Genomic DNA, 19,435 nt, shown 5'->3' with positions numbered 1-19,435 from the left:
ACTAAAAAATGGTTTCATTACGAGGAGATGCTCATAAAATTTTTCTTAAACTTGAAAAAGCATTAGATAAGGACCAATCCATCAACCATATTAAGGAATTCAAAGAAATTGAAAAAGTGAAACGTCTTTATCAATCAATTGATAGCAGTACTTTACGATTAATTTATTATCGTATGGTAAAGGAAAAAAACGGTTCGGGTATTATACCAATCTTTGTATCCTCCATACCATGGCTTATGTTTATGTTTTCAAATCAATTATCAACGTTTCTTTTTAAAAATGGAAGCCGGCTTTGGGTTGTTTTTTGTTTTGTTTACATCGTTGCTCTTACGATAAGTATCGTTCTTCATTTTCGTGAAAAAGCCTGGGCTGCATTTCATATCGAAATAATTCAAGATATATTAAATGAAAGAAAAATGCAGACTCCTCTGGCTTGAATGGGTCAGTTTAAAGATGAAATAAATGTATTAGATGGGAGGGCAATTTTAATGGATATAATTGAAAAGGCACTACAGGTAGCTAGTCAGGCACATGAAGGACAATATAGGAAAAATACTACCATCCCCTATATAACTCATCCCGTTTCAGTCGGAATGATATTAATGAAGGCCGGGTACGGTGAGGAAATCGTTGCAGCTGGAATTTTGCATGATACCGTTGAAGACACGGCACTTACAATGGAAAAAATACAACAATTATTTGGTTGGAAAATAGCTCAAATTGTTCAAGGATGTTCAGAACCTAACAAATCGCTTTCTTGGGAGGAAAGAAAAGAACATACGATTCAGTTTCTAAAAACCGCTCCATTAGACATCCGTGCTGTTGCCTGTGCAGATAAACTACATAACATTAAATCTATCATACGTGATTATGATCAAGTCGGGGAAAAGGTCTGGGAAAGATTTAACCGCGGCAAAAAGCAGCAAGAATGGTACTACACGAATGTAATTGAAAGCCTGGGTTACCAGTCGAACTTTCAGTTACTAAATAATTTACGAATAGAAGTAGATCGGCTATTTAAACGTAATCATGCCTAAGCACTCTCTGATCCGCGTAATTAATTATTAATTCCGGTACATTCCTGCAACGCAGCAGAATCTTTAGCCATTTATGGACGAAGACCCAAAAACAGCAGAATTAAAAACTATTAACCATTCAAAAAAATCCGTAAGGTGATAGAGAAGGAATTTTATGATTTAGGTAAAATTTAAAGCGTCCCGTTATTTGCTGGGCCGCATAGCTTGGCAGAACTCCCCATTTTGATCAAAGAAGAAAGTCATTCCATTGACGCTTGTACAGCCTCATTAAGTGCCTGGCCTTGGCATGATCCTTTACTAAAACTAAAATGGATCTTTCTGGTGAATCCTCCTCTCCATCCTTTGACTATTGTTGCTAAATTGTATATGTTCAGTCAGAATTCCCTGATTTTTGAAGAATAACCTAATTTAGATTTTTTTTAACAGATTTTATACTTTTTTTAAACTTTCTTTCATTTGTTTTTTTTATTGGTTGCTACAATCCTTCATGTAAGCAAGAGAAAAACTTATAATTGGAGGTAGTGGCAATGAATAAAATCAAAGCGTTATATGATGTAGTGAAAACGATGAAAGAGAAAAAAGAACGAGAAGGTGTCCTTAGCGTCAAGGTTGAACAAGATGGGCAGCAGGTATGGAATTTTAGAAACGAGTTTCAGCGAAGCGGGGAAGGAAAAACAAAGTGTAAGCTGCAAACAGAATGGAATTGGGATGGTAATGAAGGCAAACATGAAAGTACAACAGAATTTACAAGGAATAACCATGAGGGATTCCATTGCCATGGAGGATTTAGACATTTCAGGCATCATGACCGATTCAGCCATGAGCATGGCCATAACCGTGGCTTCAAGGGGAAAGCAGATGCATTTTTATTTCTACTTCGGATGTTAAATGAATTGAAAGTAGAAGAGCAAGGTGAAACGCTCGTATTCTCACTGGAGCTTGGTGATGAAGTAAAACAAATAAGGGAAAGAATACAAGGAAGATTTGATAAACATAGGATGTTCCAGGGTCCGCTTCTTCATCATCCGCTAAAAGGGAAACTAATGAAAGAAATTATGTTAATGGATAAACCTCAGATCCTTGTGAACGTTTTTACCAATAAAGACAAAGAAGTGGAAAGGGCAGCCATCACGATCCAAGGAAGCTATGAAAAGGATGGTTCCCATGAATTGAAGGCATCAGCAGAAATTAATTTCATACAGTAAGACCATAATAGGAAAAGAAAAAACAAAATTGTCCAAAGGCAGCTTTGTTTTTTCCATTCATCAAATAGTGCAGGAATAGGGAGCCTTCCGCTGTTGACCTGAAATGCGTTAAGAAAGGATAAACTGCTTTAAAGGTCTATCCTTTCCTTTCATTTCATTTAAAGTAGAGCTGGTATGGTCAACTATTAGACGAGGAGAAATGATATGAAACACAAAAAGCACAGGCGGCGATTTCGACGGCACTTACATGAACATCCCAATTCGCCGTTCCCGCATCGAAACCACTTTGGGTATGAGGTTCGTGAAATGCGTGCCAACTTTCGCAAAAATGCGAAAAAATTCCGCTATCTGAGGATCATTATTCTTTTTATCAATATTGCCATTTTTTATTTGTTATATCATTTTTTTGATGTAAAGATTATCTTCATTCTTCTCCTCGTATTTACCCTCATGAGGGAAGTGGCACATTTCCTCTTTCATGCCCGATTGGAAAAGCAAATTTTACAGCCGATTGATACCCTGATTGAGGGGGTGGAAGAAATTGCAAAAGGAAATTATGATACAGAAATTATCCATCCGACAAGAAACAAGATCCAAGCGTTGATTGTATCGTTTAATAATATGGCAAAGAAATTAAAAAAAGGCGAAAAAATGCAAAAGGAATATGAAGACAATCGCAAGCTATTAATTGCAAATATCTCCCATGATCTCAAAACGCCGATTACCTCCATCCAGGGCTATATGGAAGCCATTATCGATGGAGTCGTACCGAAGGATAAACTGGAAACGTACTTCAAAACCATATACAGTAATACGGAATATATGAACAAGCTTATCGATGATCTGTTTTTATTTTCAAAAATTGATATGGATAAATTGGATTATCATTTTGAAGAGGTTTCCATTGGAGCCTTTGCAGCTGATTTGATGGAAGAATTTTCTTTTGAATTTGCAGAAAATCATCTTGCTTTCAAGTATACCAATAAACTTGAGGAAGACTGTTTTGTGATTGTCGACCGGAAGAGAATTCATCAGGCCATTCAAAATATCATTGGAAATGCAAGAAAATATGGAGATGAACGGAATTTGGCCTTAATCTGTGAATTAGAGAAAAGGGATGACGTCATTGAACTTCATATAAAAGATAACGGACCAGGCATTCCAAGTGACAAGCTTCCTTTTATTTTTAATCGATTTTATCGTATCGAAAAAGAACGGACAAAAAATTTAATGAGTACAGGTCTTGGGCTGGCGATTGCGAAGGAGCTGGTCAAAGCTCATGGCGGAGATATCAACGTTCAAAGTGTAGAAGGCGAAGGGAGCTGTTTTACCATCATCCTGCCTATTTCAGTGAGAGGTGAGAAAAACGAATGAAGCATATCTTGATCATTGAAGATGATACAAATATTGCAGAATTGGAGCGTGATTATCTTCAGCTGAATGGCTATCATGTTACGATTATTGCGGATGGTTTGATAGGATTGCAGCATGCTGTTTCAGGTACGTATGATGTCGTTATTGTTGATTTAATGCTGCCAAATAAAGATGGATTTGAAATCTTAAAGGCTGTCCGCAGCAAAATTGAAATCCCTGTCATCATTGTTTCGGCCAAAACAGATGATATTGATAAGATTAGAGGCTTGGGTTATGGAGCAGATGATTATTTAACGAAGCCGTTTAGTCCGTCTGAACTTGTTGCGAGGGTCAAATCCCATATAACTCGCTATGAACGATTGATGGGGAAGAATGCCGGGGCAGAAATTCTTACACATAAAGGACTTGAAGTCAATACGGCTTCCCATCAAGTTTTTGTAAATGGAAAAGAAGTTACATTCACGGCAAAAGAATATGAATTACTTGTCTTTCTCATGTCACATCCTAATATTGTATTTAGTAAAGATCATCTCTTTCTTACAATCTGGAATGAAGAACACTTTGGAGATACTGCCACTGTGTCTGTCCACATCCAAAAAATCCGTAAAAAAATTGAAAGAAATCCTGCCAATCCACAATATATTGAAACTATTTGGGGTACGGGATATCGATTTAATCTGTAAACTGGTTAGAGCCTTGTAATATATGGTTTTAATGAACTTATCAATTGATTGAGTAATTTATAAAAAAAACTCTGGTAACAAAAATAGTTGTTATCCAGAGTTTTTTTTATTTTGTATTGGAGCCTCTCAAATAAAATGAAGAAAAATTTCTCTCCCCCTGTCCTTTATGGGTTCTGATATAATAGATTAAACATTGGGGAAATTTATTGTCAGGAGTTGACCAATTTGATTCATTATAAAGGATTCCATCACGTTAGTCTTTCGGTTACAGACCTAGATGCAGCAAACCATTTTTACCGTAATATTTTATGTTTAAAAGAATTAGAACGTCCTAATTTTGATTTTCCAGGTGCTTGGTATGAAATAGGAAGTCACCAACTTCATTTAATAGTCCACTCTTCCTCACAAACGATTCGCCAAGATAAAAGCTTGAGCAGCAGGGAAGGTCATTTTGCTCTCAGAGTTGAGAATTACCATGAGACTCTAAATTGGTTGAAAAAGAATGATGTTGAAATTCTGGAAAAGCCTAATAGTAAAAGTGGGTTCGCCCAACTATTCTGTGCGGATCCTGATGGTAATTTAGTTGAACTAAATGTTGATCAGCAAGATTTATAATTTGACAGCAGGAAGCTTCGTGAAGGCTCCGGTTTATTAATATTTCTGGATGTATACATAGCTTAAGGAATGTAAATTTCGATATTTTTCTGAAATATTTGTTAAAAATGTCCAGGTTATCAATAATCGTCAACCCCTATTTTTATTATAATTATTGGTTGTATATCCAAATTTTGTTTTATTTCGTTAAAATTAGAGCTTTTAAATAAAGTGGCTGCAATTCCTTACATACTAGCATCCTATAAAGATTATTAACTGATATAAACAGTGGACAGCTTTTATCTGTAAAATCCTCCCTGAAATATGACAAAAATCATATGTTACGATGAATTTGCTAATAAACGGCAAAAGATTCAAAACAGGAGGATACTAACATGTTAATGAGCAAAGCCATTCTTACCTTAGCAGCGTCGACAGCGTTATTTGGGGCGAATCCTGGACAAAACAATGCACATGCAGCCAATCTTAACCCAACCTTGCAGAAAAAAGTTTATGTAACTCAGGATTCCAATATAAACGAGATTAATAGTATGATAGAAAACTACCTTAGAAATATTGAAAAGGACAAGAACTTTACCCAAGTTCCGGTTTCACACAACAAGGTAAAGCAGCCGGTTCAAGCTGTGGCACCAAAACCGGTGCAGCAGCCTGTTAAAGTGAGTCAACCACAAACAACTCAAACCGCAGGCACTTTAAGTGCTTATGAGCAAAAAGTAGTTGTCCTTACCAATCAAGAACGTGCCAAAAATGGTTTACCTGCACTTAAAGTAGATTTAACCCTTAGCAAAATGGCACATGAAAAATCCCGGGACATGTCGGTAAATCATTACTTTAGCCATACAAGTCCAACTTACGGTACCCCATTTGATATGATGAAAAAATTTGGGATTACCTATAGCTATGCCGGTGAAAATATTGCTATGGGGCAACAAACTCCTGAAGAGGTAGTCAATGCTTGGATGAATAGTGAAGGTCACCGTAGAAATATTCTTGATCCAAACTTTACGTATATTGGTGTTGGTTATGTTTCACAAGGTAATTATTGGACTCAGGATTTTATCGGTAAATAAATTGAACAGAAAGACAGCCTTTTTGGGAGGCTGTCTTTTACCTATAATTTTGTATTATTACTTAGGTTGTTCTTTTTCGAATCTTCTTCCCATAATTAATATTTTATTTCCTTTTTTTTGTTTTATAAAATCAACTATTTTTTGAATTGCCCCGTCAAAATTCTCTTTAAATTCATGTTCCCATAATCTTAAAATATTCCAGCCTTTTTCTGAATAATAATTATTTACTTCCAAATCTCTGCCAATATTCCTTCTCAGTTTCTTTTTCCAAAAATCTATGTTTGATTTTGGCATCGTGCCGTGAATGGGGCAGCAGTGCCAAAAGCAGGAATCAATAAAGATAACTATTTTATACCTTTTTAAAGAAATATCAGGTTTTCCGAATAAGTTCTTAACATTTTTGCGGAATCGAAAACCCATTTTCCATAGTTCCTTAGTGACTCTATTCTCTAGCGAGGATTGGGATTTTACTGCTTGCATATTCCTGCTTCTCTGTTCTTTTGTTAAACGATCTGCCATTTGAACCATCCAAAGCATTTTCCGTCATAATTATTAGTCCTTTGAGATAAGACATACAAATAACCTAAATGGCGGGAGTTTAAGAGCCTTAACTTCATTAAAGACGGTCATCTTCCCATGCTCTGCTAAAATCTTTTATATTGTCTTTTCCTTTTAAAGTTTGTTCCGCCTGGCTTTGTGTACTATTGTTTTTTAATTGTTCATTTGTCAAAATCTTTTCCTCTTTTTTCACTTTAACTACCTCCTATTGTTTATTCCTCTTCATTTTTACCAAAATGGGATCAAGTATGTATGCAGCGTCGGAGCTGGTAAAAGGAAAAAAATCGTAAATAGCAACAATATATTGATGATTTTATAGTGAATCTGCTAGGAGTGCTTATTGGTTATTTTCTGCATCCTGTGATTCAAAAAGTAGTGAAAGTAAAAATATAAAGGACAAAAAAATTATCAATTAAGCATCTCCAAAAAAAGGGGATGTTTTTTTTGATCATTAATCAATGGATAAATGATATTTTAATTTGAATTTGTGGTTGAAAACCTATCTGAAATTCAGTATAATAATCTGCTTGAATGTTTCTTTGGATTAAAGCCTATTTGAAGCATAAGCTGGAGAATAATTAATGAAGCAAGAGGGAGATAACGAAATGACAACAACGACGGAAACAAGCCACAATCGTACATTACTGCTGATTGGGCTCATCATAGCGATGTTTTTTTCCGCACTGGACGGTACGATTGTAGGAACGGCAATGCCAAAAATCGTAGGAGATCTTGGCGGATTAAGTAAAATGACATGGCTGACGACGGCCTATATGCTGAGTTCTACAACAGTTGTTCCGATTGCCGGGAAACTGGCCGACTTATTAGGACGCAGGACCGTATATGTGACAGGGCTTATTATTTTTATGGCCGCTTCTGCACTTTGCGGATTAGCGAATAATATGACGGAGTTAGTTATATTTCGCGGCGTTCAAGGGATTGGCGGCGGCGTTATGATGCCGATGGCGATGATTGTAATTGGGGATTTATTTACAGGTAAAGAGCGTGCTAAATTTCAAGGAGTATTCGGGGGGATTTATGGTCTTGCTTCTGTGATTGGTCCGCAAATTGGTGGGTGGATTGTTGATTCATTGAACTGGAAATGGGTATTCTACATTAACCTTCCAGTAGGAATCATAGCTACCATCTTGATTGCGATGGGCTTAAAAGGTCGAAAGCAAATAGGATCTATCAATTTTGATATTGCAGGCATGGTTACGATGATTGTTGGGGTAGTAAGCTTACTTCTTGCCCTTACCTTCGGCGGAAAAGACTATGATTGGAATTCATGGCAAATTCTTAGTCTTTTTGCACTGGCGGTGATCGGTTTAGTGAGTTTCGTGATTGTGGAAACAAAAGCGAAAGAACCGATACTTCCTATGTATTTATTTAAAAATAGAACCTTTACTTTCTTGAATTTAATTGGTTTCTTCATGAGTATCGGGATGTTTGGAGCGATTGTGTTTGTTCCCTTCTTTATGCAAGGAATTGTCGGAGTAAGTGCAACAGCATCAGGAACAATTATGACACCGTTGATGATTTCAATGATTATTACAAGTATAATTGGCGGACAATTAGTTTATAAGGTCGGAATTAAGCCGCAAATCATTGCAGGTATGTTAATCATGGCAAGTGGGTTCTTCATGTTAACAACATTGAATATGGATACAAGCAAGCTACTAGCTACATCATATATGGCAGTTATTGGCTTAGGCATGGGGTTGGTTATGCCGATTCTTACCTTAGCACTGCAAGAAAGCTTTTCAAAAGAAGAACTTGGTGTGGTAACATCTTCGAGCCAATTTTTCCGTTCAATCGGAGGAACATTCGGAATTACCATCTTAGGGGCGGTTTTGAATAGCAAGTCAGGAACGCTTCTAACTGATCAACTTGTTCCATTTTTGAATACACTGCCGGCACAATCTGCTCCTTTTGTTAACAAGTTAAAGGACATGATTGCAACAAATCCGGAAGGTTTATTACAAATGTTGTTTAGCCCGGAAGCTTTAAAACAACTGCCTGCTGCATTATCCGGCAAAATGGTTCCAATTTTAAAAACTGCCTTAATGGATTCCTTACACAGTGTATTCTTTGTGGGGCTAGCTTTAATTTTAGTAGGAGCACTATTTACCTTGTTCTTAAGACAAATTAAATTATCTAACAAAAAAAAGGCTGCATCAGAGAAGATGGAACCTGCTACAAATTAATAAGTTCAGCTTTATTTCCAAAAACAAAGTAAAAACTAATCAAACGTTTAATTAAATTGGCTTGAGGCCTTGGTATAGAAGGTTTATTTAAATAGAAATTGACTGGGAAAGGATTTATATTTTTATTTAGTCTCCAATAAGAGCCTTAAAAGGAGACGAACCGATAACGGTCCCGTAGACCCTCGCTACGAGACCGTTTTTTTCTTTTTAAACCGGTTACAGTCACGTATACCCTCGCAACGAGACCGGTCTTCCCCTTTATGACTGATTACTGTCACTCACTTGCTCCCTTGAGCTTTTCCGTGATTTTACCAAAGTCCTATTTGTTAAAAATAATAACTTCTTAATAAATGCAAATTTTGGAGGATAAATTTTTGCAAAAATCAATATAATGTAGTTCAAATATATTTTAATCCTTTTGAAAAAGAAGGAGGACAATTCATGAAGGTTGAGTCTTTTTTTAGTGTCGCCCCTCATAAAAGGTTAAGCGAAGATTCGATTGTATTTAATGAAAAGCTCAATGTTTATGGGGTATTTGATGGGGCTACACCAATCACATCATTCAAAGATGAAAACGGAATGAATGGTGCTTATTTAGCCTCTGCGCTTTTCAAAGACTATTTTTCCAGACTCTACCATAGTAACCTTTCATTAGTCAAGGGAATCGCAACTGCTAATAGAATGCTGAGAAACAAGATGGAAAAATACAACGTTAATCAGGAGAAATATGAACATCTTTGGTCAACGTGTGCTGCCATTATCAAGTTTGAAAAAGACGGAAAGATCTCTTATGCTCAGCTTGGTGATTGTATGATCTTAGCAGAAGATCAAAAGGGAATGATTAAAGCATTAACAAAGGATACAGTAAAAAATATAAGTCAAAGAGCAAAGGAGTGGCGTGAGGAACAAAGAAAGCAAGGGGTTAACATTCCGGATGAGGAGTTTTATCAAGATAGTACGGAGCAGCTGATCTTTAATCGTTCATTAGCGAATAAGCCAAATGGTTACACGGTAGCGAATGGAAAAGAAGAAGTTATACATTTTATTCAGTATGGCCAAGTAAACATCAGTGAAGTGAACACATTGTTACTCATAACAGATGGACTTTTTCACCCCAATTATTCAATGGAGGAAACGTTTAAAAAAATACATAAATCGGGTCTTTATTTATATGCCCTTGAACTGGAACAATTTGAGAAACTGAATAATCTTCGTTCAGATGATAAGACGGGAATCATGATTCGATTTAGGTAAACCGTAATCCTATTTTTTAGGAGTGTTGTTCATGAAGGCAGAGCCAAAATTTATTAAGGATATTCATTTATCATTTAATGAACCTCTTATTGCTTTAAAAAATGTCGAGTACATTATTGTGCATCATACTGAAGAAATTGGCTGGGATATTAGGAAAACACATACCTATCATCAGGATACTTGTAGATGGAGTGGAATTGGATATAACTTTTTTATTGAGGAAGATGGGGAAGTGATGAAAGGAAGAGGATACCATGTTGGAGCACACGCGGTATCCTATAATGATAAATCAATAGGGATATGTTTAGCGGGGAATTTTGATCTTCATACTCCCACTAAGGAACAACTAAAATCTTTGAGTAAACTATGCATCTTCCTATTAGATAAATATCATTTAACAACCAAACAGATTCTGGGACATCGAGAATTAAATGGTGTTGCAAAAAGTTGTCCGGGTAAAAACTTTAATATGGACCAGTTCAGAGAAGCTGTTAAGGAGCAAAAATATAAAAGGTAAAACCCCTTTCTTCATAAATGGGGTTATAGGTCAATGATTTTCACTTCCGATTAAAACTTTAGATTACGTCCTAGTGTAACACTCTGCCAAAACCGGCTAGATGAGATTTCCAGTACGGCGAATGAATGTTTTGAATTCCTATACCGGAATCATCAGAATCAATCATTTCCCCGTTCCCTAAGTATATGCCTATATGTGTAATAAAATGGTCTGACTCATATGTACTGGTAAAAAAGACAAAGTCACCGGGCTTCGCTTTTGCCGGCAGGATTTTCGAGGAAGCATCGTATTGTTCCTGAGCTGTTCGTGGCAGCTTTATACCAGCCTTAGCGAATGTCCATTGTGTGAAGCCGGAACAATCAAATCCTGCACTAGGATTTGCACCTCCCCACACATATGGCCACCCTACATATTTTTGTGCTTCAGAGATTATTGTATGAAACGTTTGTACCCCCAAGGGAGAAACATTTTCACTACTCGGGGTTTTCCCCGGTTTCTTTAGATTATTTGCATTTTCTCCTGCAGGTAAATGAATGTTCTCAATTGAATGATGACGAGAAGTATTCCTTTCATACAACAAAACTGACGTTACCAGTAAAGCAACTATGAAAACGATTGTAGCCATTTTCCAGTTCATGAAGACTTCCTTAACTGTGCCGGTTGTTGCCACTTATTTTCACCCCATTTCTTTTTTGATTTTCTCCGTTTCCGGGTTAAACACGAATCATTCTTTTTTCGCTCCATTAAGAAATACACTCTAATTCCTTTAAAGCAGTATTTAATTTGTTGGTATATCTGTTTAATTGATATTGTGATTCCGATTTGTAAAACAATAAAGCTGTTCTAACAATGTAGTCATAATCCCAGTAATTAAGTTCTTTGTCACATTGTTCAATATCTTTCCTTTTGTCAGCTATAAGCCTATTTAGTTCAATAATGTATTCATTAAGATCCCTGTTCATTTTTATCCCTCCTACAAGTCAAAGAAATCGTCCGCTCGAATACTTGGATCCACTTCCTTTAAAGCTTTTACAATTTTACTTATAGTCCTTATTGTTGGTGCCCGGTCAGTGTTGCCGGCTGCTAGGTCGTTAATCGTATTTCTATTAACTCCAGCCTTTTGTGCTAACCACGTTTGAGAAATCCCTCTGTTATCAAGCCATTTCCCCAATTTACTTCTCTTTTTACCTGAACCAAAAAAACTAAACACTTTTTTCGTTCTCCTTTCAAAAATTGGATGTTCAAGTAATGTCCAAATAGACTAAAAGAAATACCTAATTAGGGGCAAAAATTAGTCAATTTGGAAAATCTCTATCCCATAATTCCAAATAACTACTAAAAATAGTAAATAAAAAACCAAGATGTATTTTGAGGAACTTCAAAATACATCTTGGTTTTTAAAAGAGGACAAACCTTAATTAGTCCAAATAAACGGGTTCTTGAGGATTTTTTAAATATTTAAAGGCCATCTCCATTTGTGTTTTTGTAATCCGGCCCGTTGATAGTGGAGGAAGTTCGTTTTCAGCAAAGAAATTAACCTCACTAGTTTCGATTCCCTTAGCCGGCTGCCCGCCAATGATTTCACAATGAATAAATATTTTATAAATATGAAAAGCAGAAGGCGGGTGCGGATGGCACTTTTTATCTAATACAGCTAATAATTTAACCGGCTTTACATCAAATCCCGATTCTTCTTTTACTTCCTTTACAGCAACTTCACTTGGCGTTAGACCAATATCAGCCCAGCCGCCGGGTAAGGACCACTTACCATCGGTATTCTCCCTGACCATTAGGATTTTATTTTTTTTAAAGACTACAGCCCGAATATCGACCTTAGGCGTGGCATAACCCGTTTCACTTGCAAATATATCTTTGATGATTGTTTTTTCTATATTCGTATATTGAGCTAAAATGTCAACGCTTATCTTTCTTATTTCTTCAAATCTTTCCATATCGTAAACATCTTTTGAATACGCTAATCCCGTCTGTGCAATAGATTGAAGCTGTTTTGCCCAATCCAGCCATTTCGGTTCCAATTTTATCACCCCAGCTTGTCTAATGACCTAATATTACCATATATATTAATGAAAATGTTAAATTGGCTCGGCTCATGCTCTAAATTGAAAAATTAAAACGAATCAAACGTTTGATAAAAAATACATTACTAGTTAACATGCCTTTTAAAAAGGAATTTAATAAGATTTATAGAAATTTGATAAATAAGTTAGTTTTAGTTGAAGTTAACGATCAAAAGGGACAAACTATTTTGCCGAGGGGCCCTGATTTATCAGGTCTTGAATCCCCGCATAATCGCCAAGCCTTAAGAAGTAAATAAACAGGAAAAATTCTTAATCCACAATAACTAGAAGCAGGTGAAGTAATGATTATACGTGATGCTAAAGTAGATGAAATACCTTTTATCACTGAACAAAGAGTAGCCTCATATCAAGAACATGCCCTGCGAATTCCTGAAGGACATTGGCAGGCTCTGAAACAGGCAATTTCTTCCGATACAGATATGCAACAAGGCGTTGAACGAATCATAGCTGAAATAGATGGGAAAATAGTAGGCAGTGTAGTTTTGTTTCCTGCTCAAACCGATGCATACGGAGGTTTTGTTGCGGAACTGGATTATCCTGAAATCCGAATGCTCGCCGTTACACCGCAAGCTCGGGGCAAAGGTGTGGCAACAGCCTTAATCGATGAATGTATATTGAGAGCGAAAGCAAAAGGCTTCCAATCCATTGGGCTGCACACCGGAGATTTTATGGATAGTGCAATGAACTTGTATAAACGCCTCGGTTTTAAACGATTACCGCAATTCGACTTTGAACCAGCAGGTGATGGCATCATCGTGAAAGCGTATCGGCTTTCTTTTGGATATGATGAAAGTGAGGGAAGTTTAATTGATTAAAGGTGAATCTATTTACATAAGACCTTTTGATGTAGAGGATGCTGCCTCGTTACTTGAATTACAAACTGAGAATCGCCGTTTTTTTGAAAAGTTTGCTTTGGAACGTGACAAGGATTTTTATGCCCTTGATTCACAGATTGGCAGGATAAAGCGGTTCGATGAAGATTGGAAAAGCGACCAAGCCTATAACCTTGGCATTTTTCACCATGACGGTACCTTAATTGGCACGATTAATCTATTTCAAGTACTAAGAGGATCTCTTCAAAGTGCGTTCATCGGCTATTTTCTGGATAAGAAACACAATGGAAAAGGCTATACAACCGAAGCGGTAAAGCTGATTGTAGATTATGCCTTCAGCGAATTAAAATTGCATAGAATCGAAGCGGGTGTTATGCCTCATAATATCGGATCTATCAGGGTATTAGAGAAATCAGGTTTTCATAAAGAAGGAATTGCTAAGAAGAATGTTAAGATTAATGGGAAATGGGAAGACCATCAAGTATTGGCAATCGTTAACCCTAATGATTAATACTTAATCGGATGAGTTGGTCGGACGTGCAGGATGGAATCTGAACAGCGCAAAGGAAAATAATGAGAGGAGAAAAACCAATGGAATATACTATTGTAGAAAGAGATGCTTTCCAAGTTGCAGGTATTAAACGGGAATTTTCATGCGGTTCCGGGGAAGCAGGGATTCCTGGAGTTCCTGATTTTTGGAGTGAAGTTCAAAGAAGTGGAACAGCCAATCAATTAGTTGAATTAAACAATGGGCAAATAAAAGGGTTATTGGGTATCACTTCTAATTATAACGCTGCTAAAAACACAGTAGATTACTGGGTAGCTACAGATTATAGCGGCAAGGTACCTGATGGCTTAACGAGTTTTGAAATACCTGATTCTAAATGGGCCGTTTTTGAAGTTCGAGGTCCTGTTCCGGGAGCAATTATAAATGCTTGGCAACAAATTTATTCAGAATGGTTCCCATCTAACCAATATGAACCTGCCGCATTACCGCCATTTGAAGCATATATAGATTCTGATCTATCCAGTGAGAATTCATGTAATGAAATATGGGTCCCGATAAAATAAGCTTCATATTTAGTAGAAAACACTTAGGAAAAATAAGTGTTTTCTACTAAAAAATGTGACCGGAATTTGGATTCACTGAACTATTTTTATTATGAATCTAACAATAAACCTTACTAGCAAAAACAGCGGTTCAAGGCAGTCAAGAACCAACTCAACGATCTCCCATTTACCACTTTTTTGTTTCTCCCGCTTTTTATTTAATTTCATTTTTTAATCCCCTTCTATCGCCCTTTAACCGGTAATGGTTTTCCTTGGAAATCCATTATTTAAATTTACCAACTATTCCAAAAAATATGTAAGAAGTCCTTCCGGCTTTTATGACACATATACAAACAGTCACTATACTTTTAACAAAAGAGAGCTCTTTTTACGACAGAAATTGATAGGAGGGATCAATTCATTACATATTGTGCAGTTTTTCCTTCGTCAAGTCACGCGATAAATAGAAAATGGGGGGTCTATTATGTTATATAAAAAAGCTACGTCTATTATCATGACAGCAGCATTAGCAATGGGTATCCTTAGTGGATGTTCTTCGGAGAAAACTTCAAGTTCAGGCGGAGACACTGCAGAAGGAAAGACGGTCATAAAAATTGCTACCCAATCCCCTTTATCCGGAGGCAGTGCGACATTAGGTGAGGCAATTAAGCTAGGAGCACAATTAGCTTTAGAGGATCATAAAGCGGAATTTGCGAAAAAAGGGTTTGATTTACAGCTTGTTCCCTATGATGATCAAGGCGATCCGAAAAAGGGTGTAGCGAATGCTCAATTAATTGCATCTGATAAAGATGTATTGGGGGTTATTGGACACTTGAATTCAGGTGTGACCATTCCTTCTTCTGAAACCTATGAAAAATATTCAATTGCGATGGTGTCGCCGGCAGCAACCGCAACAAAAGTGACCGATCGCGGATTAAAAGTGACGAATCGTGTGGTTGCCCGTGATGATTTTCAAGGGCCGGCAGGTGCAAATTATGCGGTGAAGACGCTAAAAGCGAAGAAGATCTTTATTATTCAAGATAAAACAGCATATGGATCCGGTCTAGCTGACGCATTCAAAAAAGCGGCAGAAGATCTTGGTGCTGAAATTGTAGCTTATGAAGGGATTACTGTCGGTGAAAAAGACTTTAATGGTGTTTTAAACCAAGTAGAATCAAAGAAACCGGATATGATTTACTTTGGCGGTCTGTATGCGGAGGGCGGACTAATTGTTAAACAAGCCCATGATAAGGGTATCAATATTCCGTTTATGGGCGGCGACGGTTTAGATTCTTCCTCCTTTGTGGAAATTGCCGGAGATGCCGTTAAAAATGCCTACCTGACATCTGTTGCAGGGGACGCGACCAAAACAGCGGAGGGTAAAAAATTCGCAGAGGATTACAAGAAAAAATATAACAAAAATATTGAATCCTATTCTGCTTATGCCTATGACAGTATGGGAATTTTATTAAAAGGTCTAATGGATGCGATCGAAAAGAATGGCGGCAAATTACCATCCCGTGCCCAGGTAAGAGATGCTGTTCGTGCAATTCAGGATTACCAAGGTGTTGCGACGAAGGTAGGATTCGATAATAAAGGTGATAATAAATATGCAAAAATCTTTATCTATAAGTTTACTAAAGTTTCATACCCGGCAACTATGGACGGAGAAATAAGCAAATAGATTGTAGGTTTAAAAGAGGGTATGAACTGTAGTAGGGCGTACCCCTTTTTTAAAGTATAAGTATAAATTTTTGACTTTGAGAATTGTCTAGCTCCAGGGCCCAGCGACTAGTGTACTTTACTAAACGGGCGCGTGTGCTTTTCTTATTAAAATGAAAGATGGTGAAAAGCATGTTTACAGAAGTGATCCAATCCCTTCCGCAGGTGGTTGTAGATGGACTTACATTAGGAGCGGTTTATGCTGTCATTGCCATTGGATACACGATGGTTTATGGAATACTCGAGCTGATTAATTTTGCTCATGGCGAGGTTTTTATGACAGGAGCCTTTATAGGAACCGCTTTATTACTAACATTTACCGGCGTAGGCTGGCTTTCGGTGATGCCTGCCGTAGTCGCGCTAATCATCGTCCTAATGGCAACCGGTATTCTAACAGGATTTCTCGGAATGGGGATTGAACGAGTAGCCTACCGGCCGCTCCGCAATGCGCCCAAACTAATAACACTCATCACAGCTATTGGTGTTTCTTTCTTGCTTCAGGATATAGTTCGCTTTATTGCTGAGATTAAGAAAGGGAACTATATTATTACCGGTCCAGATTTATTCACGAATCAAATTAAATTAAAGACTTCAGCGATCTTACCTCAATTGCATGATGCTTCATTTAAAAGTACGTTTCTCGTTGTATTGGTTGTTGCCATAGTGATGATGATAGGACTTGATTTTTTTGTTAATCGCACCAAGTGGGGTATGGCAATGCGGGCTGTTGCTCAAGATCGTGATACAGCCTCACTGATGACGATTAATGTAAACAAAGTCATCTCTGTTACGTTTTTTGTCGGATCCGCACTTGGCGGTGCAACAGGTGTTTTATTTGCAGTTCAATATGGAACCATTGATCCCTATATCGGATTTATTCTTGGAATTAAAGCCTTCACGGCTGCCATTCTCGGTGGGATTGGAAACATTCGCGGTGCCATGGTTGGCGGGATGCTGCTTGGGATGCTTGAAATGTTTGCCGCTGCTAATCTATCAGATTTGACAGGCGGAGTCTTTGGTGCAGAGTACAAAGATGTATTTGCGTTTATTATTCTAATCATTGTCCTCATTTTCAAACCGGAAGGGCTGTTTGGAAAGGCCATCATTGAGAAAGTGTAGGTGTGAATCGTGAAAAAACTAGTAAATACAATATCTCATAATCGTTCAGTACAAATACTATTATTTTTTGCATATGTATTGGTTACAACAACGAGTTTGTATCTCGCCGAAAAATCAGTTGTTGCCTTTTTGTTATTGATCTTTTCCGTTCTGATTTTATATTTTTTAAACCTTCCTAACAAACTGAAATGGATGATTGGCCTGCTGATTCTTGGGGTCCTGCTTCCTTTCTCTGCAAGTCATGGCTCATCTTACGAATCCTATATGGAAATAGCGACGTTAGTTGGGATCTACGTAGCTATGGCATTAGGTTTAAACATTGTTGTGGGTTTTGCCGGATTACTGGATCTGGGATTTGTTGCTTTTTTTGCCGTGGGAGCCTATACATACGCCATCTTCTCCACCACTCAAGCAGCAAATTTTATGCCCTTTGGCAACTTCCCGCTCTCAGGAGAAAGCTTTTGGGTCTTTATTTTGATCGGCGGTGTTGTTGCTGCTATATTTGGGATCCTGCTTGGAATCCCCGTTCTTCGCGTAAAAGGCGATTATTTAGCGATTGTTACATTGGGTTTTGGTGAAATCATTCGGATTGTTTTTAATAATATGGATAAGCCAGTCAATATCACCAATGGAGCAATGGGGATTACCTCCATTACGCCTCCAAAAATATTTGGCATCGAATTGATTTATCCAAATCAATTTTACTATGTGGTCCTAATTATTGTGATTCTCGTCATTTATCTGGTTCGAAAATTAGAATACTCCAAAATCGGCCGTGCCTGGAAAGCGGTAAGGGAAAATGAAATAGCTGCACAGGCAATGGGTGTCCCTCTTGTTAAAACAAAACTGACAGCTTTTGCAATTGGTGCTTCATTTTCGGGAATGATGGGAGTCGTATTCGCAGCCAAACAAACATTTGTTGATCCAACTAGTTTTACTCTTTTGGAATCTACCACAATCCTCGTAATGGTACTTCTAGGAGGGATGGGCAGTGTACCTGGAGTCATTTTGGGGGCTGCAGTAGTTACGATATTAAATTTACAAGTATTGACGGAAATAACCAATTGGTTGAATCAGTTAAGTAATAATGGCGTTTTATCGATTCCCGATGCGCTATCACCAGTTAAAATGCAGCGGTTTATCTTTGGGGCCTTATTGATTGTTTTTGCATTATACCGTTCAAAAGGCCTTATGCCCGCCAAAAATATTAAATATAACCAGGAGAAATTGAAACAAATGCAGAGCAAAAGTACAAAATTTTTACTTTTAGCAAAAGAAAAATTGAAGGTTTAAGCAGGGAGGGAAAACCAGTGAATGTTTTGGAAGTAACCGGGTTGACGAAAAGTTTTGGGGGACTCTTCGCCAATTCAAATATCGACATGAGCATCGGGAAAAATTCCATTACGGCTGTTATTGGGCCAAATGGTGCCGGAAAAACGACGTTCTTTAATATGATTACGGGTGTTTATAAGCCTACTTCCGGCGAGATTGTGTTAAATGGCAAATCATTGGTCGGCTTAAAGCCTGATGCCGTAACAAAACGAGGGATTGCCCGTACATTTCAAAATATACGACTTTTTAACCGGATTCCGGTTTTGGATAATGTTTTGGTAGGAATGCATAACCATTTACATACCAATTGGCTGGGTTTGTTCTTGAATTTACCAAAAGTAAGGCAGGAAGAAGAGTCGGCACAAAAAGAAGCCTATCGATTACTGGAAATTGTAGGATTAGCAGATTTGTTAAATGAAAATGCCGGGAACCTTTCCTATGGTGCGCAGCGTAGGTTAGAGATTGCCCGTGCAATCGCCACGAAGCCTAGTGTGTTGCTGTTAGATGAACCGGCGGCAGGAATGAATCCAAGGGAAACTAAGGAATTGACGTCCTTAATTCATACTCTGAGGAATGAGCTGGATATTACCGTTATTTTAATCGAGCATGATATGAAATTGGTAATGGGAATTTCTGATCAAATTTTTGTTTTAGATCATGGTGAAAAAATTGCTGAAGGAAAACCGCGTGAAATAAGAAAAAATCCTAAGGTAATTGAAGCTTATTTAGGCAAAGGGGCGTTATCACTTGCGTAAAGGAG

23 protein-coding genes are annotated in these 19,435 nt (G+C 37.5%); 17 read left to right on the top strand and 6 right to left on the bottom strand.

Annotated elements, in window-relative coordinates; genetic code table 11:
* Window positions 1–8 precede the first annotated feature (8 nt).
* From AC3ANV_RS24865 to AC3ANV_RS24835, 7 genes are all read left to right on the top strand, one after another.
* On the top strand, window positions 9–437 hold the full coding sequence (locus tag AC3ANV_RS24865) for a hypothetical protein (RefSeq protein WP_488311269.1): 429 nt from the start codon (window positions 9–11) through the stop codon (window positions 435–437).
* A gap of 51 nt (window positions 438–488) precedes the next feature.
* Window positions 489–1,037, top strand: a complete 549-nt coding sequence (locus tag AC3ANV_RS24860) for an HD domain-containing protein (RefSeq protein ID WP_488311268.1) — start codon at window positions 489–491, stop codon at window positions 1,035–1,037.
* A 527-nt stretch (window positions 1,038–1,564) separates the two neighbouring features.
* Window positions 1,565–2,242, top strand: a complete 678-nt coding sequence (locus AC3ANV_RS24855) for a hypothetical protein (RefSeq protein ID WP_488311267.1) — start codon at window positions 1,565–1,567, stop codon at window positions 2,240–2,242.
* 204 nt (window positions 2,243–2,446) lie between these two features.
* Window positions 2,447–3,616, top strand: coding sequence for a sensor histidine kinase (locus AC3ANV_RS24850; RefSeq protein WP_488311266.1), 1,170 nt, complete (start codon window positions 2,447–2,449; stop codon window positions 3,614–3,616).
* Entirely contained in the window at window positions 3,613–4,299 is a 687-nt protein-coding gene (locus AC3ANV_RS24845) for a response regulator transcription factor (RefSeq protein WP_488311265.1), read from the top strand. The genes AC3ANV_RS24850 and AC3ANV_RS24845 overlap by 4 nt, the downstream gene beginning before the upstream one ends.
* 225 nt (window positions 4,300–4,524) lie before the next feature.
* The gene (locus AC3ANV_RS24840) at window positions 4,525–4,914 is read left to right on the top strand and encodes a VOC family protein (protein ID WP_488311264.1); all 390 of its coding nucleotides are present in this window, start codon (window positions 4,525–4,527) and stop codon (window positions 4,912–4,914) included.
* Window positions 4,915–5,294: 380 nt separating this feature from the next.
* Window positions 5,295–5,984, top strand: a complete 690-nt coding sequence (locus tag AC3ANV_RS24835) for a CAP domain-containing protein (protein ID WP_488314333.1) — start codon at window positions 5,295–5,297, stop codon at window positions 5,982–5,984.
* 57 nt (window positions 5,985–6,041) lie between these two features.
* Here AC3ANV_RS24835 and AC3ANV_RS24830 read toward each other — a convergent pair whose 3' ends face one another.
* Window positions 6,042–6,503, bottom strand: coding sequence for a very short patch repair endonuclease (locus tag AC3ANV_RS24830; protein WP_488311263.1), 462 nt, complete (start codon window positions 6,501–6,503; stop codon window positions 6,042–6,044).
* A gap of 97 nt (window positions 6,504–6,600) precedes the next feature.
* Entirely contained in the window at window positions 6,601–6,735 is a 135-nt protein-coding gene (locus AC3ANV_RS24825; protein WP_488311262.1) for a hypothetical protein, read from the bottom strand.
* Window positions 6,736–7,147: 412 nt separating this feature from the next.
* On the opposite strand from AC3ANV_RS24825, the gene AC3ANV_RS24820 reads away from it, so the two are divergent.
* The 3 genes from AC3ANV_RS24820 (at window position 7,148) to AC3ANV_RS24810 (ending at window position 10,520) form a co-directional block, all read left to right on the top strand.
* Window positions 7,148–8,749, top strand: a complete 1,602-nt coding sequence (locus AC3ANV_RS24820) for an MDR family MFS transporter (RefSeq protein WP_488314332.1) — start codon at window positions 7,148–7,150, stop codon at window positions 8,747–8,749.
* 441 nt (window positions 8,750–9,190) lie between these two features.
* On the top strand, window positions 9,191–10,003 hold the full coding sequence (locus AC3ANV_RS24815) for a protein phosphatase 2C domain-containing protein (protein WP_488311261.1): 813 nt from the start codon (window positions 9,191–9,193) through the stop codon (window positions 10,001–10,003).
* Window positions 10,004–10,034: 31 nt separating this feature from the next.
* On the top strand, window positions 10,035–10,520 hold the full coding sequence (locus AC3ANV_RS24810) for a peptidoglycan recognition protein family protein (RefSeq protein WP_488311260.1): 486 nt from the start codon (window positions 10,035–10,037) through the stop codon (window positions 10,518–10,520).
* 70 nt (window positions 10,521–10,590) lie between these two features.
* Here the strand turns inward: AC3ANV_RS24810 and AC3ANV_RS24805 are convergent, their stop codons facing one another.
* The 4 genes from AC3ANV_RS24805 to AC3ANV_RS24790 all read right to left on the bottom strand — a co-directional run bounded on the left by AC3ANV_RS24805 (window position 10,591) and on the right by AC3ANV_RS24790 (window position 12,556).
* Window positions 10,591–11,190, bottom strand: a complete 600-nt coding sequence (locus tag AC3ANV_RS24805) for a C40 family peptidase (RefSeq protein WP_488311259.1) — start codon at window positions 11,188–11,190, stop codon at window positions 10,591–10,593.
* 73 nt (window positions 11,191–11,263) lie between these two features.
* Window positions 11,264–11,482 (bottom strand): hypothetical protein, encoded by a 219-nt coding sequence (locus tag AC3ANV_RS24800; protein ID WP_488311258.1) that lies wholly within the window; start codon window positions 11,480–11,482, stop codon window positions 11,264–11,266.
* An 11-nt stretch (window positions 11,483–11,493) separates the two neighbouring features.
* Window positions 11,494–11,730, bottom strand: coding sequence for a helix-turn-helix transcriptional regulator (locus tag AC3ANV_RS24795; RefSeq protein WP_488311257.1), 237 nt, complete (start codon window positions 11,728–11,730; stop codon window positions 11,494–11,496).
* Window positions 11,731–11,938: 208 nt separating this feature from the next.
* Window positions 11,939–12,556, bottom strand: coding sequence for an NUDIX hydrolase (locus AC3ANV_RS24790; protein ID WP_488311256.1), 618 nt, complete (start codon window positions 12,554–12,556; stop codon window positions 11,939–11,941).
* 344 nt (window positions 12,557–12,900) lie between these two features.
* Between AC3ANV_RS24790 and AC3ANV_RS24785 the strand changes: the two genes are divergently transcribed.
* The 7 genes from AC3ANV_RS24785 to AC3ANV_RS24755 all read left to right on the top strand — a co-directional run bounded on the left by AC3ANV_RS24785 (window position 12,901) and on the right by AC3ANV_RS24755 (window position 19,430).
* Window positions 12,901–13,434, top strand: a complete 534-nt coding sequence (locus AC3ANV_RS24785) for a GNAT family N-acetyltransferase (RefSeq protein ID WP_488311255.1) — start codon at window positions 12,901–12,903, stop codon at window positions 13,432–13,434.
* Entirely contained in the window at window positions 13,427–13,963 is a 537-nt protein-coding gene (locus AC3ANV_RS24780; protein WP_488311254.1) for a GNAT family N-acetyltransferase, read from the top strand. Before AC3ANV_RS24785 ends, AC3ANV_RS24780 begins: the two co-directional genes overlap by 8 nt.
* A gap of 80 nt (window positions 13,964–14,043) precedes the next feature.
* Window positions 14,044–14,523, top strand: coding sequence for a GyrI-like domain-containing protein (locus AC3ANV_RS24775; RefSeq protein WP_488311253.1), 480 nt, complete (start codon window positions 14,044–14,046; stop codon window positions 14,521–14,523).
* 463 nt (window positions 14,524–14,986) lie between these two features.
* Entirely contained in the window at window positions 14,987–16,186 is a 1,200-nt protein-coding gene (locus AC3ANV_RS24770; protein WP_488311252.1) for a branched-chain amino acid ABC transporter substrate-binding protein, read from the top strand.
* A gap of 170 nt (window positions 16,187–16,356) precedes the next feature.
* Window positions 16,357–17,343: a branched-chain amino acid ABC transporter permease gene (locus tag AC3ANV_RS24765; protein WP_488311251.1), complete on the top strand. Its 987-nt coding sequence runs from the start codon at window positions 16,357–16,359 to the stop codon at window positions 17,341–17,343.
* Window positions 17,344–17,352: 9 nt separating this feature from the next.
* Window positions 17,353–18,636, top strand: a complete 1,284-nt coding sequence (locus tag AC3ANV_RS24760) for a branched-chain amino acid ABC transporter permease (protein ID WP_488311250.1) — start codon at window positions 17,353–17,355, stop codon at window positions 18,634–18,636.
* Between the two features lie 17 nt (window positions 18,637–18,653).
* A complete protein-coding gene (locus AC3ANV_RS24755) occupies window positions 18,654–19,430 on the top strand; it encodes an ABC transporter ATP-binding protein (protein WP_488311249.1) in 777 nt (258 codons plus the stop codon).
* Window positions 19,431–19,435 lie beyond the last annotated feature (5 nt).

Source organism: Neobacillus sp. DFD-2R (genome assembly GCF_057747865.1).
Note: the sequence above shows the minus strand (reverse complement) of the source record. Positions and strands in the feature narration are given on the sequence as shown.

Excerpts from the sequence above, each read along its gene's own strand:
- AC3ANV_RS24865 (WP_488311269.1), top strand. The coding sequence starts at position 9 with ATGGTTTCATTACGAGGAGATGCTCATAAAATTTTTCTTAAACTTGAA.
- AC3ANV_RS24860 (WP_488311268.1), top strand. The coding sequence starts at position 489 with ATGGATATAATTGAAAAGGCACTACAGGTAGCTAGTCAGGCACATGAA.
- AC3ANV_RS24855 (WP_488311267.1), top strand. The coding sequence starts at position 1,565 with ATGAATAAAATCAAAGCGTTATATGATGTAGTGAAAACGATGAAAGAG.
- AC3ANV_RS24850 (WP_488311266.1), top strand. The coding sequence starts at position 2,447 with ATGAAACACAAAAAGCACAGGCGGCGATTTCGACGGCACTTACATGAA.
- AC3ANV_RS24845 (WP_488311265.1), top strand. The coding sequence starts at position 3,613 with ATGAAGCATATCTTGATCATTGAAGATGATACAAATATTGCAGAATTG.
- AC3ANV_RS24835 (WP_488314333.1), top strand. The coding sequence starts at position 5,295 with ATGAGCAAAGCCATTCTTACCTTAGCAGCGTCGACAGCGTTATTTGGG.
- AC3ANV_RS24830 (WP_488311263.1), bottom strand. The coding sequence starts at position 6,503 with ATGGCAGATCGTTTAACAAAAGAACAGAGAAGCAGGAATATGCAAGCA.
- AC3ANV_RS24820 (WP_488314332.1), top strand. The coding sequence starts at position 7,148 with ATGACAACAACGACGGAAACAAGCCACAATCGTACATTACTGCTGATT.
- AC3ANV_RS24815 (WP_488311261.1), top strand. The coding sequence starts at position 9,191 with ATGAAGGTTGAGTCTTTTTTTAGTGTCGCCCCTCATAAAAGGTTAAGC.
- AC3ANV_RS24810 (WP_488311260.1), top strand. The coding sequence starts at position 10,035 with ATGAAGGCAGAGCCAAAATTTATTAAGGATATTCATTTATCATTTAAT.
- AC3ANV_RS24800 (WP_488311258.1), bottom strand. The coding sequence starts at position 11,482 with ATGAACAGGGATCTTAATGAATACATTATTGAACTAAATAGGCTTATA.
- AC3ANV_RS24785 (WP_488311255.1), top strand. The coding sequence starts at position 12,901 with ATGATTATACGTGATGCTAAAGTAGATGAAATACCTTTTATCACTGAA.
- AC3ANV_RS24775 (WP_488311253.1), top strand. The coding sequence starts at position 14,044 with ATGGAATATACTATTGTAGAAAGAGATGCTTTCCAAGTTGCAGGTATT.
- AC3ANV_RS24770 (WP_488311252.1), top strand. The coding sequence starts at position 14,987 with ATGTTATATAAAAAAGCTACGTCTATTATCATGACAGCAGCATTAGCA.
- AC3ANV_RS24765 (WP_488311251.1), top strand. The coding sequence starts at position 16,357 with ATGTTTACAGAAGTGATCCAATCCCTTCCGCAGGTGGTTGTAGATGGA.